Origin of the sequence: Colwellia sp. BRX8-9, from assembly GCF_014077245.1 — a bacterium.
Classification (GTDB): domain Bacteria; phylum Pseudomonadota; class Gammaproteobacteria; order Enterobacterales; family Alteromonadaceae; genus Colwellia_A.
The window spans coordinates 155930-173001 of record NZ_JACGVN010000006.1 but is presented as its reverse complement, the minus strand read 5'-3'; the positions used below and the strand labels follow the sequence as shown (position 1 = coordinate 173001).

General features: G+C 39.4%; 17 protein-coding genes. 14 read left to right on the top strand and 3 right to left on the bottom strand.

Features of this window, described 5'->3' with window-relative positions:
- The first annotated feature begins 87 nt into the window (after positions 1-87).
- Positions 88-768: a TetR/AcrR family transcriptional regulator gene (locus H4J70_RS07220; protein WP_231907340.1), complete on the top strand. Its 681-nt coding sequence runs from the start codon at positions 88-90 to the stop codon at positions 766-768.
- Between the two features lie 70 nt (positions 769-838).
- Here the strand turns inward: H4J70_RS07220 and H4J70_RS07215 are convergent, their stop codons facing one another.
- A complete protein-coding gene (locus H4J70_RS07215) occupies positions 839-1612 on the bottom strand; it encodes a 3-deoxy-D-manno-octulosonic acid kinase (protein ID WP_220470363.1) in 774 nt (257 codons plus the stop codon).
- Between the two features lie 52 nt (positions 1613-1664).
- Between H4J70_RS07215 and H4J70_RS07210 the strand changes: the two genes are divergently transcribed.
- The 5 genes from H4J70_RS07210 to H4J70_RS07190 all read left to right on the top strand — a co-directional run bounded on the left by H4J70_RS07210 (position 1665) and on the right by H4J70_RS07190 (position 7157).
- Positions 1665-2738 (top strand): glycosyltransferase family 9 protein, encoded by a 1074-nt coding sequence (locus H4J70_RS07210; protein WP_182250809.1) that lies wholly within the window; start codon positions 1665-1667, stop codon positions 2736-2738.
- A 232-nt stretch (positions 2739-2970) separates the two neighbouring features.
- Positions 2971-5064 carry a TonB-dependent siderophore receptor gene (locus H4J70_RS07205; RefSeq protein ID WP_182250808.1) on the top strand — a complete coding sequence of 698 codons (2094 nt, stop codon included), beginning with the start codon at positions 2971-2973 and terminating at the stop codon, positions 5062-5064.
- Between the two features lie 72 nt (positions 5065-5136).
- Positions 5137-5727 (top strand): PepSY-associated TM helix domain-containing protein, encoded by a 591-nt coding sequence (locus H4J70_RS07200; protein WP_182250807.1) that lies wholly within the window; start codon positions 5137-5139, stop codon positions 5725-5727.
- 53 nt (positions 5728-5780) lie between these two features.
- Complete coding sequence (locus H4J70_RS07195; protein WP_182250806.1) at positions 5781-6299, top strand: DUF2271 domain-containing protein; 519 nt, start codon at positions 5781-5783, stop codon at positions 6297-6299.
- Positions 6300-6350: 51 nt separating this feature from the next.
- A complete protein-coding gene (locus tag H4J70_RS07190; protein ID WP_182250805.1) occupies positions 6351-7157 on the top strand; it encodes a DUF4198 domain-containing protein in 807 nt (268 codons plus the stop codon).
- Position 7158: 1 nt separating this feature from the next.
- Here H4J70_RS07190 and waaA read toward each other — a convergent pair whose 3' ends face one another.
- The gene (gene waaA / locus H4J70_RS07185) at positions 7159-8451 is read right to left on the bottom strand and encodes a lipid IV(A) 3-deoxy-D-manno-octulosonic acid transferase (RefSeq protein WP_182250804.1); all 1293 of its coding nucleotides are present in this window, start codon (positions 8449-8451) and stop codon (positions 7159-7161) included.
- 173 nt (positions 8452-8624) lie between these two features.
- On the opposite strand from waaA, the gene H4J70_RS07180 reads away from it, so the two are divergent.
- Positions 8625-9407, top strand: coding sequence for a serine aminopeptidase domain-containing protein (locus tag H4J70_RS07180; protein WP_182250803.1), 783 nt, complete (start codon positions 8625-8627; stop codon positions 9405-9407).
- A 14-nt stretch (positions 9408-9421) separates the two neighbouring features.
- On the opposite strand, the gene H4J70_RS07175 is transcribed toward H4J70_RS07180, so the two are convergent.
- Positions 9422-9853: an Lrp/AsnC family transcriptional regulator gene (locus tag H4J70_RS07175; protein WP_404842490.1), complete on the bottom strand. Its 432-nt coding sequence runs from the start codon at positions 9851-9853 to the stop codon at positions 9422-9424.
- Positions 9854-10027: 174 nt separating this feature from the next.
- On the opposite strand from H4J70_RS07175, the gene H4J70_RS07170 reads away from it, so the two are divergent.
- The 7 genes from H4J70_RS07170 (at position 10028) to trmH (ending at position 17072) form a co-directional block, all read left to right on the top strand.
- Positions 10028-11239, top strand: coding sequence for a glycine C-acetyltransferase (locus H4J70_RS07170; protein WP_070375405.1), 1212 nt, complete (start codon positions 10028-10030; stop codon positions 11237-11239).
- 22 nt (positions 11240-11261) lie between these two features.
- The gene (tdh, locus tag H4J70_RS07165) at positions 11262-12290 is read left to right on the top strand and encodes an L-threonine 3-dehydrogenase (RefSeq protein WP_182250802.1); all 1029 of its coding nucleotides are present in this window, start codon (positions 11262-11264) and stop codon (positions 12288-12290) included.
- A 176-nt stretch (positions 12291-12466) separates the two neighbouring features.
- Entirely contained in the window at positions 12467-13093 is a 627-nt protein-coding gene (gene gmk, locus H4J70_RS07160) for a guanylate kinase (protein ID WP_070375403.1), read from the top strand.
- Positions 13094-13198: 105 nt separating this feature from the next.
- Entirely contained in the window at positions 13199-13483 is a 285-nt protein-coding gene (gene rpoZ / locus H4J70_RS07155) for a DNA-directed RNA polymerase subunit omega (protein WP_070375402.1), read from the top strand.
- Between the two features lie 170 nt (positions 13484-13653).
- Complete coding sequence (gene spoT, locus H4J70_RS07150; RefSeq protein ID WP_070375401.1) at positions 13654-15771, top strand: bifunctional GTP diphosphokinase/guanosine-3',5'-bis pyrophosphate 3'-pyrophosphohydrolase; 2118 nt, start codon at positions 13654-13656, stop codon at positions 15769-15771.
- Positions 15772-15809: 38 nt separating this feature from the next.
- Positions 15810-16199 (top strand): RidA family protein, encoded by a 390-nt coding sequence (locus H4J70_RS07145; protein ID WP_070375400.1) that lies wholly within the window; start codon positions 15810-15812, stop codon positions 16197-16199.
- A 165-nt stretch (positions 16200-16364) separates the two neighbouring features.
- Positions 16365-17072: a tRNA (guanosine(18)-2'-O)-methyltransferase TrmH gene (gene trmH, locus H4J70_RS07140; RefSeq protein ID WP_182221356.1), complete on the top strand. Its 708-nt coding sequence runs from the start codon at positions 16365-16367 to the stop codon at positions 17070-17072.

Below are 17072 nucleotides of genomic sequence, written 5' to 3'. Positions count from 1 at the left end.
AAACTTACAAAGACGAATTTGTTAAAGTATTTACTCGAAAAGCCTTTCCGTCAGTTCAATTTTGATAGTATGATGGAAAATAATACAATGATAAAAACAGAAGTAACTGACATGAAAACCCGTGATAAAATTATTCAAGCCAGCATTGAGCTTTTCAATGAACAAGGCGAGCGCAACGTAACAACCAATCATATTGCAGCGCATTTAAGCATTAGTCCGGGTAACCTCTATTATCATTTTCGCAATAAAGAAGACATTATTCTTTCCATCTACGAAGAATATGCACGTAACCTATTACTAGATACAGTCCCTTTTGTAACGCCCGAAGTAAAGCCCCTCGATACCATCATTTTATATATGGATGCTGTTTTTCAAGCACTTATGAAGTTTAGATTTTTCTACAGTAACCTGCCGGTATTGTTAGCAAAAAATCCTTTATTACATGAAAAGTATGTTGATGTACAATCATCAATAGCTACCCGTGTCAGTGAGATGCTGTTGTCATTACGTAGTACTCATATGATGAAGTTTGCTGATGAAGACTTACCTGATATTGTCAGTATCTTGCGTTTAGTGAACACCTTCTGGTTAAGCTTTTATCAAACCCAAAATAAAAACATTGAAATTACTGATGCTGTTTTTTATGAAGGCGTCTTAAAAATATTAGTGATTATTCAACCTTATATCACTGAATCTGCAATGCCTGAGTTTTTAGAAGCGCGTACCATGTACCGTAAACGTTGTATGGAAGTCGCTGAAATAGCTTAATCACCAACCGCCTGATCAGTTGAAAATCAAAATATTATTCAATTAAATTTTGCATTTTTAATGCCGTTAATCACTCATTTGACTGCAGGTATCCTGCTAATAGAAGTTGCCAGTCTGATTTTTGCCAATTAAAGTTTGGCAATTTTGCTTTTTCTTTTTCAAAAGAACGTAATAATCTTGCCATATTAGCTTGCTGCCATGATTGAGCAACCGCTCGTTGTTCGCCGCGATCAAAATCAATCAACCAAACATTGTTCTCTTCATCGAGCAGAATATTGTGACTATTTAAATCATGATGATAAATGCCAGCATCATGAAAACGACGGATCACCTTGCCCACTTCTCGCCAAATGTGCTCGACTAAGGGTGCTTTTGATAAAACCGCGACTAAATCTTGAGCATGTTCAATTCGAGAAGATAACAAATCAGCTTGATAAAAAAGCCCCTGCTTAATCACTCGAAAAGCAACCGGCTTTGGCGCTGGCAGTGCTAACCCCTGTAGCGTATTCAATAAATGGTATTCTTGGGCGGCTCGAGTACTATTTTGTCCCGTAAAAAAATATTTATCATTAATTATTTTGCCAATTAAACCGCCACGAAAATAATGACGTAACACCCACTGTTGTTTTTCCATGGTGTTTACTTCTGGAGAGTCGTACTGAACAAACCAAGTAGTACCACGCCCTTGGGCACTGCCGGTAATGGCATTATTTTTATGCCAAAAATCACTATTAAGCATTTCAGGAGAAAAGTCATCGATTGCATTGGCGTTATAGCAACAATAAATATTAGCTTGTTGGTAAATTTTTTCTTGGTAAGGTTTTACAATTGCTGACTGTTTCAAGATAATAGACTCAATTCAAATACTTTATATGCTCTATTGTGGTGATTCCTTTATGCTGGGTCAATTAACAGCGCCAAAAAATTTATGTTTATTACGCTTATCTGCTATCGGAGACGTTTGTCACGCCGTAGCTATGGTGCAACAAATTCAACGTTTTTATCCTCAAACAAAAATTACTTGGGTGATAGGCAAAGTAGAGGCGAACTTATTAAAAGGATTGCCACAAGTAAAATTTGTCATATTTGATAAGAAAGCAGGCTTAAAAGGCTATCGGGATTTACGTGCAGAGTTAGCCGATCAAAAATTTGATGTGCTATTACATATGCAAGTAGCCTTGCGTGCCAGTTTAGCGAGTTGCTGTATTAAAGCAAAAGTAAAAATAGGTTTCGACCGTAAACGAGCTAAAGAAGGCCAGTGGCTTTTCACTAATCATCAGATAGCGCCACAACATCAACCACATGTACTTGATGGTTTTATTGGTTTTGCAGAAGCTATCGGTGTTCCCAGCGAAAGTCCTAGCTGGCAAATGCCCATTGGTGACGAAAACGAACTTTGGGCAAGTGAGCGGCTATCGTTAGCATCTGATAAACCTATTGCGGTTATTTCGCCAGCGGCAAGTAAAGCTGAGAGAAATTGGCATGCCGAAGGTTATGCAAAAATGGCCGATTATTTAACAGGGTTAGGTTTTCAAGTGGTTATTTGTGGCGGACCGACCACATTAGAAACATTACTAGCCACTGAGATTATCAGTTTAAGCCAATCCAATCTTGTTAATCTTGTTGGCCAAACCAATTTGAAACAGCTACTTGGTGTGCTTAAAATAGCTCATTTGGTGATAGCTCCTGACACTGGGCCAGCGCACATGGCAGTCACTGTTGGCACACCCGTTATTGGCTTGTACGCGCACAGTAATCCTTGCCGTACCGGGCCATATTTATATCAAAACTATGTAGTAAGTTGCTACCAACATACTGCCCAAGAACAATATAGACAACCTCTTGAACAGCTACCTTGGGGGATTCGCGCCAAAGGTAGTGATTTAATGAATGGTATTACTTTCAGCCAAGTTAAAGAAAAACTGCACCTACTTCTTGATGAACACTACCCTGAGTTTCTCCTTAAATAATAGTGACGGTTAAACTGCCTCACATCAGCTATAAATTCAAAACAAGGTCTTGCATTATTTTAGCGAGACCAGGGATCCTTGCGCCACATTTAACTTAACAAGCAACAACAACCGAATAACAGTTATCGGGAAAAAGACAATAAAGTAAATTTATTTGTTGCAAATGATAATCACTATCATTAGTATTCGCACCAAGTAAATTTATCTCTCAATTTTTCTCTTAGGAATAACAATGAAGTATTCACCTGTCTGCTTAGCAATTTTCGTTGGCTTAACGCCTTTTTCATCAAGTGCCAATGAAAGCGCTACAAATAATAGCTCTGTTGAAGTTATTGAAGTTAAAGGTAGTTATTTTAATAACTATAAAGTTGACCAAGCACATGGCGCAATGCGGACCAATGTTTCTTTATTAGAAACTTCTCAGTCGGTCACCGTTATTCCCAACTCGGTAATAGCAGAACAACTAGCGACAACATTAGGCGAAGTATTAACCAATGACGCAAGTTTAACTGCCGGCTCTAAACAACGTAATCGTGAAGTATTCAATCTACGCGGCTTTGAACTAAGTTCTTCCAATGGCTACCTTAGAGATGGCCACCAGCATTGGTCACACTACCAACAACCTATCGAAATCTTAGAAAATATCGAAGTGATTAAAGGTCCTTCAAGTATTTTATATGGTCAATCAGGGCCTGGTGGATTAGTGAATATGGTGACAAAAAAGCCAACAGCTAAAACATTATTTACGCTAGGTGTTGATGTTGACCAAGAAGGTTCAAGCCGATTATCGTTAGATGCTGGTGGCTCGTTAACTGATGATGAGTCATTACGTTACAGAGGTGTACTGGTTAAACAAGATGCTAAATATCAGCATGAGTACCAAAACAATGAACAACGTCAGCGCGATCGTTTTCTAGGTGCGTTAGTCATTGACTATGATATTTCAGACGATGCCATGGTACGCCTTCATTATGACCGAACGGACGATGAAGCAGGGTTAGATACAGGTTCTTGGTTAGATGAAAAAGGCGATGTTATTGGTCATGATAAAACCATTCGTGATATGTCTTGGGCATTTACTGACATTACCGTTGAAAACATCGGTGTTGATATCAACTATGCATTAAATAATCAGTGGCAAGTTACACTCGGCTACAATGAACAAAGCTTTAAACGCCAACGATTTGAATCGTCTCCTAAAAAACCCACAACTTTTTTAGAGGGTGATAGCTATACCTCTAATCCCTACGACCGTTTTGATGACTGGCAGTTTAAAACTGCTTTTATCGATTTTACTGGAGAATTTACCCTCGCCGGTCTCGATCATCAATTATTAATTGGCGCTAATTCTTTAGACTATTACTACGGACAACGTAAAGTAAATGGCGAGTCAATTGACTACTCCAGCGACCAAGAAGAGCCAGCACGACCTGATATCAGCTACACAACTGACGATTCACTTTACACCAGTGCCTATGATTACTATGGCATTTATTTACAAGACTTAATCACCTTAAATGATCAATGGCAAATATCCGTCGGAGGACGTTACGACAAACAAAGTAAAGAAGGCGCGAACAATGAATCGTTCTTGCCTAAAGCTGGGCTTTTATTTCATCCTGATGCCCAAACCACTTTCTACGCGAGTTATTCAGAAGGGTTTGAACCCCAGAGCAGCGAAACACTCGAAAACGATCGAGATATTAATCATGGCATGAAGCTCGAGGCCATGACATCTAAACAACTTGAAATCGGCTCTAAGTGGCAATTATTTGATGAACGTTTATTAGTAACGACCGCTATTTTTGATATTACCAAAACAGGCAAGTTAATCACTGAAACAATCAACGGCGATCCTAATTTTGATACGCAAACTGAACAGGCAGGTGAGCAGCGTCACAAAGGTTTCGAAGTTGCTGCACAAGGCGCAATAAACGATAAGCTCTTTGTTATGGCATCGTTAATGAACTTAACCGCAAAATACGACAAAGATGAAAATTATCAAGGAAAAACCCCTGTTGATGCTCCCGAGTGGTCAGCATCAATTTGGTCTCGTTATGAATTAACGGACCAACTTGCTCTTAATGCGGGTGCATTTTATCAAGGTGAACGTTTTGCCGATAGCGATAACACTATATCCAAAGATGCTTATACCCGTATCGATGTTGGAGCAACCTATAAGACCACAATAAGTGGCCAAGGTGTTGATTTCCGCTTCAACATACAAAACTTGCTCGATACTGATTACCTTGCTGGTGGTGGTATATCTAGCGTTACCGCAGGCGACGGAATTAGCTACCGATTAGCCGCACAGATATCATTCTAAATTGACTAAAAATAATGGGTAACAAATAGTTATTTGTTACCCATTAATAAATTAAAGACCCTGACACCTGCTATGCAAATAAATAAAAGTACCTTAAGTTTTTCTCGTCTAATTCATGTCTATGTGTCGATGGCATTGTTGAGCTTACTGCTCTTTTTTTCAGTAACCGGCATTACCCTCAATCATCCTGAATGGTTTCGTGACAGCAAAGCTGACGTTGTAGAAAGAGCATTAATGATTGATTTGTCTATGATTAAAAATCCGCCGTTAACACCACTACAAATTGTTAATGTTTCGACAGCTATTGAGCAAAAATTGTCGGTATCGTTAAACAACACGATCCTCGAAAGTAGCCAAGACGAGTTGTTTTTCAGTATAAAACGAGCAGGAAAAAATACCGCTATTACCCTCGATTTAGTCAGTGGAGAGTTGTTTTTTGAAGAAACTGACTACGGTTGGTGGGCGCTAATGAACGATTTACATAAGGGAAGAAATACCAGTGTTTTTTGGGGCTGGATTATTGATATAACCAGTTTACTTTGCATCCTATTTGCCCTAAGTGGCTTTATTTTAGCCATGCCACAAAGACGATTTAATCGTACCTTAACGGTAAGTTTAACCGTGACTGTCGCCATGATTTTCACCGCTATCTGGTGGGTTTAAATCAATTAGCATTATTAACGCTCTCTGCTTGAGTGAGCACAAAAGGAACTTATATGAAGATAAAAAAAATCGGGTTATCACTTATTTTATTAAGCTTGATAAATTTTAATGCCGTTGCCAATCCGAGCAACTCAGCACCAGCACAATTAGAGCTTGAACTGACATTAAAACAGCAACTTGGCGAGTATCATCCGCCCTATGTTGCGAGCTGGATTGAAAACTCACAAGGAAAACCAGTACGTACCTTATTACTTTGGCGAGAAAAAACTAAATGGTTAAAGGACATTCGACGCTGGTGGCGTAAGGTCGGCAAAAAAGATGCTGACTTTGTTGACGGCATAACTTCTGCGACTCGTGCAGCAGGCAAGTATCCTCTGACTTTCTTGGCTGAAGATGATCAGAAAAAGTCACTCATAAAAGGACAATATACGTTATTTATTGAAGTGGTCAGAGAAAATGGTGGACGGGCCATTTTACGCCAACCATTTGTATTAAATAACATAAAATCAACATTTACTTTAGCGGCAAGCCATGAAACTGATGAAATACAATTCACTGTGCTACCAAAATAAACGTATTCAATCCCTTAACTCAAAACGTAAACACTAGACTTGGAATATAAAATGACTTTAAAAAAATTAATCGCGTTCACCTTAACCTGTGCCATTAGTACACAAGCTTTCGCTCATTCTCGCTGGGTTTTACCAAGCCACTTTAATTTGTCTGCTGAACAAGGCGAATGGATCATGGTTGATATAACCGCATCAAATGAAACCTTTAATGTGGATAAAGCTATGGGTGCAGATTTAGTGAGAATTATTACCCCTAATGGCAAGCCATCAAGGGCTTCGTCAAGCTATAAAGGCCATAGAAAAAGTGTCGTTGATTACTTCTTAAAAGATTCTGGGACCTATAAAATCACCAATAACAGTGAGGCTAGCTTTATCACCTCTTATACTATCGACGGCGACCATAAAAGATTATCAGCCAATAAGACAGAACTAGCCGGCAAATTACCGGCCGAAGCTACAGCGATCAAAACCACTTATCGTTATGCAAGAATAGAGAGTTATGTCACTTTAAATGCACCGAGTGATAACTTTAAAACCGAAGGTAAATTATTAGAATTGCTACCGGTTACTCATCCATCAGATATTGCTGAAAATGAAAAGGTGACTTTCAAATTTTTATTTAATGGTAAGGCACAAAAAGATGTTGCCGTAGAAATTACCGCCGACGGCGCACGTTACCGCAATAACCCGCAAACATTAACTTTGCTCTCAAATGAAAAAGGTGAAATCACCTTCACGCCGAACGCTGCAGGTCGATATTTATTAGTTGCTGAGCACAAAGAAGACACACCAAACTCTCCTTTGGCGGACCAGCAAATGGGCAGTGTATTTTTAACATTTGAAGCACAACTTAATTAAACTAAAGTAACGTCAATAATTGTTTTACACTTCGGGCACTAGCTCCTTGGTTTTGTGTTACCACGCGGTAAGCATTTTCTCCCAATGTTTGCTGCGTTTTTTCTGATAACAAAATATCAGCAATGATTTTACTTAGCTCATCAGTCATCTTCGCACTGTCTTGGTCAGTGAGCTGAACAATGCCTTTTTCAGCAACGAGTTGCTGCATAACCTCAACAAAATTACTCATATTAGGGCCAACGACAATCGGTTTTTTAAATAGCGCAGGTTCAAGGGGATTATGCCCACCGATATCCGAAAAACTGCCCCCCATAGTTACAACGCTAGCTAAAGCACACGTCGGTAAGAGCTCCCCTAAACTATCGAGTAACCAAACTTGTTTATCACGAGTTACTTTTTCTTGAGTGCTGCGACGGGCAATATTATAACCTTGCGCTACACATAATGATGCGACATCATTAAAGCGCTCTGGATGGCGCGGTACAATAATGAGTAGTAATTGTGGCAAGCTTTTTAGTAATTCAGCAAACGCATTTAACGCAAGACTTTCATCCCCTTTATGAGTACTAGCAACAACCCAGATTAATCGTTCGGTTACCACAAATTCAGCCAGCTCTTGCTGCTTATCTTTTATTGTTTGATTAACACTGATGTCAAACTTCACATTTCCAGAAACCTTGCAGCGAGCAGCATCGGTACCTAAGGCTAAAAAGTGCTCATAGTTCACTTGGCTTTGACATAACACTTTATCAAAACGGTTAATTGTCGGTGTGATTAACCAAGCTAGCTTGCGATAATTGTTCATCGATTTTTGTGATAAACGGCCATTAATCAATAACAATTTTATTCCTTGATCTGCACTTTGCGCGATTAAGTTTGGCCACAACTCAGTTTCCATAAAAACCATCGCCTGTGGTTTCAATTTATTTAAAAATGCTGCCACACAAAAGGTACTATCTAGGGGTAAATAACAATGTTGAACACGTTCCCCAAACAATTTTTTAACTTGCTCTGAACCCGTGGGAGTAAAAGTAGTGACAGTGACAACACGATGAGGTTTTGTTTCTAGCAGTTGGCTGATAAAACTCTTTAGAGCAATAACTTCACCGACACTCGCCGCATGAACGATAATGCCACCCGCTTTAAATTCTCGAGGTAAAAAACCCAAACGTTCGCTGATTCGTTGTCGATAAGCTTTTTGTTTTACTGAGCGAAACTGAAGTAACAACCAAACGATCGGGAGTAAGCAAAGAAAAACAAGTCGATATAACATTAAAGATAATTGATAACGCACAGAAAAAACTCTTTAGTTGTTGATAAACGCAGTATAGCGACTTAAGCAAACAATAAAAATACCCAAAGCCGATGGAGTTTGTTATCGTCGCGATATTAAAGGAACTAAAATAGTAGTGCAGGAAAATGAGCAAATTTCATTTCATCAAGAACGTATTCAACCATGGGTTCGCCATGGTCAGCTTTATACTACTAGCGCCTTTATTATCCGCACAAGAATATGAAGAACCAACATATAATCAAGTAGATGTTAGCCAAGTAAAGAAAAAAGATACGCCGCAAAAAGTAACGTTTCTCGCTGACGACGATTTTGTCTTATCGGCTAATTATTATCTCGGAGACACGCTTAGTGGCGGCGTATTATTACTCCATGACTGCTCCCACAGTAGCGAAAGCTATAATGTACTGGGTGAATTACTAGCCGAGCAAGGTATTAATGCATTAGCCATTGATTTTAGAGGCTATGGCGCAAGCGAATCTGAAGATTTTTCTCACCAAACGATAAAATACCAAGTAAAAGACATTGTTAGCTACCAAGCTGAAGTTGCCATGCTGACTTCCTATTGGGAAAAAGATGTTCTGGCGGCTTATAATTATTTACGCAATAAAATTGGCGAGCAACAACCTATCTCTCTTGTTGCCAGCGGTTGCTCAGTCAATGAAGCGGTACGCTTAGCAGAAAAGATTCGCATTAATAGCTTTGTTATACTTTCGCCTATTATGGATCATATGGAAAAAGAGCATTATAAAAACTTAATTGATATTTCTACTTACTTCGTCAGTTCAGCAGATCATGCCGATAGCTTTTTAACCGCCCAAGAGCTATTTTCATGGAATGGCGACCGTCACTCAACCAGCCAAGTTTTTCAGGGCGTTGACCAAGGGCATAACTTATTGCGCCGCAATAAGTACCTAGCAATCAACCTGACTTCATGGCTAAACACCACTTTGAACTGATCAGTAAATACGCTTTATTTTTCGAAAACAGTATCGAGAATAATAGAAGAATTTGTCCGTTCGACCCCTTCTAGCGAACAAACTATATTAAGAATTTCATTTAACTTTTTTAATGTTTGTGCCTGAATGGTCGCTAACAAATCATATTGACCGCTAATAGAGTAGATATGACTAATATTGTGTATTTTTCTTAACGCGATACAAATATTTCGCCTAAGATTAGGATTTACTTTTAGTGATACATTTGCCGAAATCAACTGATTACTATATTCACTACCTAAAACAATACTGTAGGCTTTTATCACACCACTATTTTCTAACTTAGTTAGACGATTTTGTATCGCCGTGCGAGATACGCCAGTCGCTCTAGCAATGTCAGAAACACTTGCTCTGGCGTTGCATCGTAAAATAGCGAGTAGCTCTTCATCTTTTTCTGTAATCATCATTATACCCGTCAACCGTTAATAAAACCAATTAGACACTAACAATAGTCATTTTGATAGTGTCACATGTCAATTTAACTAATCAAATAACCATAAAATTAACTAGTGTCACTTTTTTCAATCTTCGTCTAGGATAATAATACTATTATTATCCAAACCTATTAATAAGGAATTGTTGTGAACGACTCTTCAAACAACGCAAGTTTTTATGCACATTTAAATGATCAAATTGAGCAAGTTAAAGAAGACGGTTTATATAAAGCCGAACGTGTTATTACCACAGCACAACAACCAAACATTGCCGTAGCTAGTGGTGAAGCGGTAGTCAACTTTTGTGCTAACAATTACTTAGGTTTGGCCAATCATCCTGAGCTTATCGCTGCAGCAAAAGCAGGCTTAGACGAGCATGGTTTTGGTATGGCATCGGTACGATTTATTTGTGGTACCCAAGATATTCACAAAACACTAGAAGCAAAATTAAGTCAATTTTTAGGCATGGAAGATACTATCCTTTATTCTTCATGTTTTGATGCTAATGCCGGATTATTTGAAACCTTATTGGGCGCCGAAGATGCGATTATCAGTGACTCATTAAACCATGCTTCAATTATTGATGGTGTGCGTTTATGTAAAGCAAAACGTTACCGTTACGCTAACAATGACGCCAGCGATTTAGAGCAACAACTCATTGCAGCTGATGCCGCTGGTGCACGTTTTAAATTAATTGCTACCGATGGCGTATTTTCGATGGACGGCGTTATCGCTAACTTAAAAGCAGTGTGTGATTTAGCTGATAAATATAATGCTTTAGTGATGGTTGATGACTCGCACGCTGTCGGATTTGTCGGTGAAGAAGGCCGAGGTAGCCACGAATATTGTGATGTAATGGGCCGTGTTGATATTATAACAGGCACACTAGGTAAAGCTATGGGTGGCGCTTCAGGTGGTTACACCTCAGGTAAAAAAGAAACGATTGAATGGTTACGTCAACGTTCACGCCCTTACTTATTTTCTAATTCGTTAGCACCCGCTATTGTTAATGCGTCAATTACCGTGATTGATTTATTAGCCGAAGGTGGCAAATTACGTAAAACATTAAAAGATAATGCACGTTACTTTCGCACGAATATGGAAGCTGCTGGATTTACCTGTGCGGGCGCTGATCACGCGATTATCCCAGTGATGTTAGGCGACGCAAAAGTAGCCAGTGAAATGGCGAGCCGCTTATTAGCGGAAGGTATCTACGTGATTGGCTTTTCATTCCCAGTAGTCCCTAAAGGGCAAGCACGTATTCGAACTCAAATCTCAGCCGCTCATACCCAAGAGCAACTTGATAAAGCCATTTCTGCCTTTATTCGTATTGGCAAAGCAATGAACATTATTGGTTAAGGTTAGGATTAAAGGAAATACCATGAAAGCATTAGCAAAGTTAAAAGCCGAACCCGGCATTTGGATGACTGAGAGTGAAAAACCACAACTTGGTCATAATGATTTATTAATTAAAATTAAAAAAACCGCTATTTGTGGCACCGATATCCATATTTACAACTGGGACGAATGGGCACAAAAAACCATTCCCGTTCCTATGGTAGTCGGGCATGAGTACGCAGGCGAAGTGGTCGGTATTGGTCAAGAAGTCAAAGGCTTTACTTTAGGTGACCGGGTGTCTGGCGAAGGTCATATTACCTGTGGTCATTGCCGAAATTGTCGCGGTGGTCGTACACATTTATGCCGAAATACTGTCGGTGTCGGTGTTAACCGAGAAGGCTCATTTGCTGAATATTTAGTGATCCCTGCTTATAATGCGTTTAAATTACCCGATGAAATATCTGACGATTTAGCTGCGATATTCGACCCTTTTGGCAATGCTGTTCATACGGCTTTGTCTTTTGACTTGGTCGGTGAAGATGTACTTATTACTGGCGCAGGTCCTATTGGCATTATGGCAGCAGCCGTCGCTAAACATGTCGGTGCGCGCCATGTTGTTATTACTGACATTAATGAATATCGCTTAGATTTGGCCCGAAAAATGGGCGCCACTCGAGCGGTTAATGTCAGTAAAGAAAGTTTAACTGATGTGATGACCGAACTAGGGATGACTGAAGGCTTTGACGTTGGCATGGAAATGTCGGGCGTACCTATGGCCTTTAAAGCTATGTTAGAAAACATGAATAACGGCGGCAAAATCGCTATGCTCGGTATTCCTGGTCAAGATATGGCCATTGATTGGAGCCAAGTTATTTTTAAAGGCTTAACAATTAAAGGTATTTACGGGCGTGAAATGTTTGAGACTTGGTACAAAATGGCGAGCTTAATTCAGTCAGGTTTAGACTTATCACCGATTATTACTCATCATTTTGATATTGATGATTTTCAAAAAGGCTTTGATACCATGCGTTCAGGCCTTTCGGGTAAAGTTATCTTAAACTGGGAAAGTTAAACCTTTGGGTTTAAGCAACTAACCTGTTAATGACCATATAAAGCCAGCTAAAAAGCTGGCTGTTTTTATTAACCAAGCTGCTCTTGCCATCGGCAAGCAAGTTTAGAGATGAAATACCCCATCAATTCGTTATAATAAACATTATTTATTTTTCACCTCTTTTATAAGGCAATATTGTGACAACTCCCGGTAATTTATTTATTCTTTCCGCACCTAGCGGCGCAGGAAAATCTAGTTTAATTAAAGCCTTATTATCTCAAGAGTCGGCAAGACCGATGCAAGTGTCGGTTTCTCACACCACACGAGCACCTCGTCCGGGTGAAAATAATGCTGAACATTACCATTTTATTAATGTTGAGCAATTTCAAAAGCAGATTAAACAAAATGAGTTTTATGAGTATGCTGAAGTTTTTGGTAACTATTATGGCACTTCAGCATCGGCGATAGATAAACAACTTGCACAAGGTATTGATGTTTTTCTTGATATCGATTGGCAAGGCGCCAAGCAAGTACGGATAAAACAACCCAGTGTCACCACAATTTTTATTAGTCCGCCTTCAAAAGCAGAACTTGAAGACCGTTTAAAAAAACGTGGACAAGATAGCGATGCCACCATTAAATCTCGTATGGCACAAGCAAAAGCAGAATGCTCGCACTACACTGAGTTTGACTATATTATTGTTAATAACGACTTTACTCAAGCGCTGAGCGACTTAACCACCATCGTTAATAACCAACGCCTAAAATGTCAGCAACAAGCGATAACGCATCAGCTGATGTTCGATGAATTATTAAAAGACTAATATTTCTACTGTATTTTCAACTAGTATAGGTATATACCTTGCTTAATCGCCTGTAGCCCAGTAAACTACGGCACTATTTTATAAATTTTAAGTTGGAGTGACCAAATGGCTCGCGTAACTGTTGAAGGTGCTGTAGAAAAAGTAGGCAATCGTTTTGACTTGGTGTTAATCGCATCACGTCGTGCTCGTCAAATTGCCACAGGTGGTAAAGATCCTTTAGTTGACCCTGAAAATGACAAGCCTACCGTTATAGCTTTACGTGAAATTGAAGCCGGTTTAATCACTACTGAAGTAATGAACAATAGCGACCGTCATGAACAAGTTCAGCAAGACTCTGCAGAACTTGCTGCTGTTGCAGCCATTGTTGGTGGCGCTCAGCCACAGCTATAAAATCTTTTGTCGCCTTATAGCGACGAGATATAAACTAAACGCGTAATCATTGTTAATGATACGCGTTTTTTATTGTCAGTATTTAACGAATAACGTATTGTGTTATGCTGACTCAAAGCTTTGACTGGCGGTAATAAGACCGTTCAGCTTAATCATAAAGGATTCAATGCGTGTACCTTTTTGAACCATTAAAAGAACTTGTTTCAAGCTATCTTTCTAAAGTACAAATTGACTTATTAAAGCAAGCTTACCTTGTTGCGCGTGAAGCGCATGAAGGACAAATGCGTTCAAGCGGTGAGCCTTATATTACTCATCCGGTAGCCGTTGCTTTAAACCTAGCAAAAATGCACCTTGACCATGAAACTTTAATGGCGGCATTACTCCATGATGTTATTGAGGATACTCCGGTAACTAAAGACGAACTAGCCGAATTATTTGGTTATACCGTTGCTGAATTAGTTGAAGGTGTCAGTAAGCTTGATAAATTAAAGTTTGATAACAAAGAAGAGATGCAAGCGGAAAACTTCCGTAAAATGATACTTGCCATGGTGCAAGACATACGCGTAATTCTGATTAAGCTTGCCGACCGCACACATAACATGCGCACACTCGAATCTTTACGCCCAGATAAACGTCGACGTATTGCCCGTGAAACATTAGAAATTTACGCACCCATTGCTAACCGTTTGGGTATTCACGATATTAAAAGTGAATTAGAAGTTTTAGGTTTTGAAGCCCTTTACCCGATGCGTGCACGTGCGTTGAAGTCAGCGGTAAAAAAAGCCCGTGGTAATCGCAAAGAAATTATTAATAACATTCAAGAAGAAATTGCGGCTCGTCTTAAAGAAAGTGGGATTGAAGCACAAGTTATTGGCCGAGAAAAGCACCTTTATTCTATCTATCGTAAAATGCTCAATAAAGAATTAATGTTCAATGAAGTCATGGACATTTACGCTTTTCGTGTCATCGTAGAGAATAAGATTGATAATTGTTACCGAACACTTGGCGCTGTGCATAACTTATTCAAACCGATTGAAAGCCGCTTTAAAGATTATATCGCTATTCCCAAAACAAATGGTTATCAATCGCTGCATACTTCACTGATTGGTCCACATGGCATCCCTGTTGAAATTCAAATTCGTACGCAAGATATGGATCAAATGGCAGACAAAGGGGTAGCCGCTCACTGGTTGTACAAACAAGACGGCGATAAGAGTGGCACCACAGCTCAAATGAAAGCTCGTCGTTGGATGCAAAGTTTATTAGAATTACAACAAAGTGCTGGTAGTTCATTTGAGTTTATTGAGAATGTAAAGTCAGACTTATTTCCTGAAGAAATTTATGTCTTCACCCCAGACGGACGCATTATTGAATTACCCATGGGCGCAACTGCTGTCGATTTTGCTTATGCTGTTCACACTGATGTTGGTAATTCATGTGTCGGGGTTAAGGTCGATCGTAAACCTTATCCACTAAGTCGAGCTATTGATTCAGGGCAAACCATTGAGGTTATTACGTCTTCTGCCGCTCGACCGAATGCCACTTGGTTAAACTTTGTTGTTACCGCTAAAGCACGCTTACAAATTCGTACTTATTTACGTTCACAAGAGCAAACAGAATCTTATGGTTTAGGACGACGTTTATTAAGTCATGCCTTAGGCAAAGTCCATATCGAAGACATTGACCAAGCAAAAATTGATCAGGTTGTTAAGGAGACCGGTAATACCAGTCTTGATGGCCTACTCGTCAATATTGGCTTAGGTAATGCGTTAAGCATAGGTATTGCTAGACGATTAACCGATGAATTTACTATAGATAGTGCAGAAAGTGGCTTCGCCGATCCAAACAGTAAAACCAAAATGCCAATAAAAGGCAGCGAAGGTATGTTGGTCAGTTACGGAAAATGTTGCCGTCCTATTCCAGGAGACGCTATATTAGCTTACTTGAGTCCTGGTAAAGGTTTAATGGTGCATCAACAAGGTTGTCGTAACATTAAAAACCATGAACAAGGTAGCTTATTTCCAGTAAAATGGGACAGTGACATTAACCGAGACTTCATTGCAAAATTACGTATTGAAATAATGAATCATCAAGGTGCACTCGCCGCATTGACCAATGTTATTGCTAAATGTGAATCCAATGTTCATGCGTTAAATTCTGGTGAAAAAGACTCGGGACTATATGCGATTGACATGGAAATAACCTGTCGAGACCGCGTTCATTTAGCCGATATTATTCGAAAAATAAAAGTGATGATTGATGTTCAGCGTGTTGTGCGCAATAAGTAGTCAATCGTCTTTAACAAAATTACCATGTAGGAAATACTATGAAAACAATTATCAGTACAGATAACGCACCCAGTGCAATCGGCACATACAGCCAAGCGGTAAAAGTTAATAATACCGTTTACCTTTCAGGCCAGATCCCTCTTATTCCAGAGACAATGACTGTTGTTTCTGAAGACTTTACCGAGCAAACTAATCAGGTATTTAAGAACTTAGTTGCGGTATGTGAAGCCGCAGGCGGTAATATTAACGATATGGTGAAGGTAAATATCTTTATGATGGATCTCGCCAACTTCGCAACAGTAAACGAAGTAATGAGTCAATATTTTCAACAACCCTACCCAGCACGCGCTGCGGTACAAGTTTCTCGTTTACCCAAAGACGTATTAATTGAAATAGATGGCGTGATGGAATTACCTAACGTCGGCTAATTTTCGCTGTTAACTATAAAGTATATTTTCCCTCCTTAAATTTAATGGTTGTACCTAACCGTTAAATTTAAGAGCAAATCGTCAAAAATATGTAAACAATCTCGTATAAAAAATTTGTTTAGCGATTTTTAGACGATGAACCATAAAGTGTAGATGTGAAGTGTAATGACTCCTGAAAGATTAAAAAGAATAAACGCGATGCTCGATAAACGCCAACCAGATTTAACTGTTTGTATGGAAGGTGTTCATAAGTCACATAACCTTGCCGCGGTTGTTCGCACCGCCGATGCTGTTGGCGTTAGTGATGTACATGCCATCTGGAAAAGTGATGAAATGGAAGTACGTGGTGGCAGTGCTGCGGGTAGTCAAAACTGGATTGATGTGCACAACTACACGACAACTAAAGATGCTATTGATGAATTAAAAAAGCAAGGCATGCAAATTTTAGTGACCAACCTTTCTGATAGCGCTGTAGATTTTCGTGAGATCGATTATACCAAACCAACAGCTATTATTTTAGGCCAAGAAAAGTTTGGTGCTTCAGATATTGCACTTGCAATGGCCGATCAAGATATTGTTATTCCTATGGTTGGCATGGTGCAATCGTTAAACGTTTCTGTCGCCTCTTCTGTGGTTTTGTATGAAGCGCAACGTCAGCGTCAATTAGCTGGAATGTATGACACTGCTCGAATTGATGATAATCGCCGTCAGCGTTTCTTATTTGAAGGTGGTCATCCTATTTTTGCTGAAGCATGTAAACGTAAGGGCTTACCTTATCCTGTGATTGATGAAGAGGGACAAATCATTGCCTCTGAATCATGGTGGGAACAGATGCAAATGACTCAAGCGGCTTGGAAAGCATTAGATAATTAA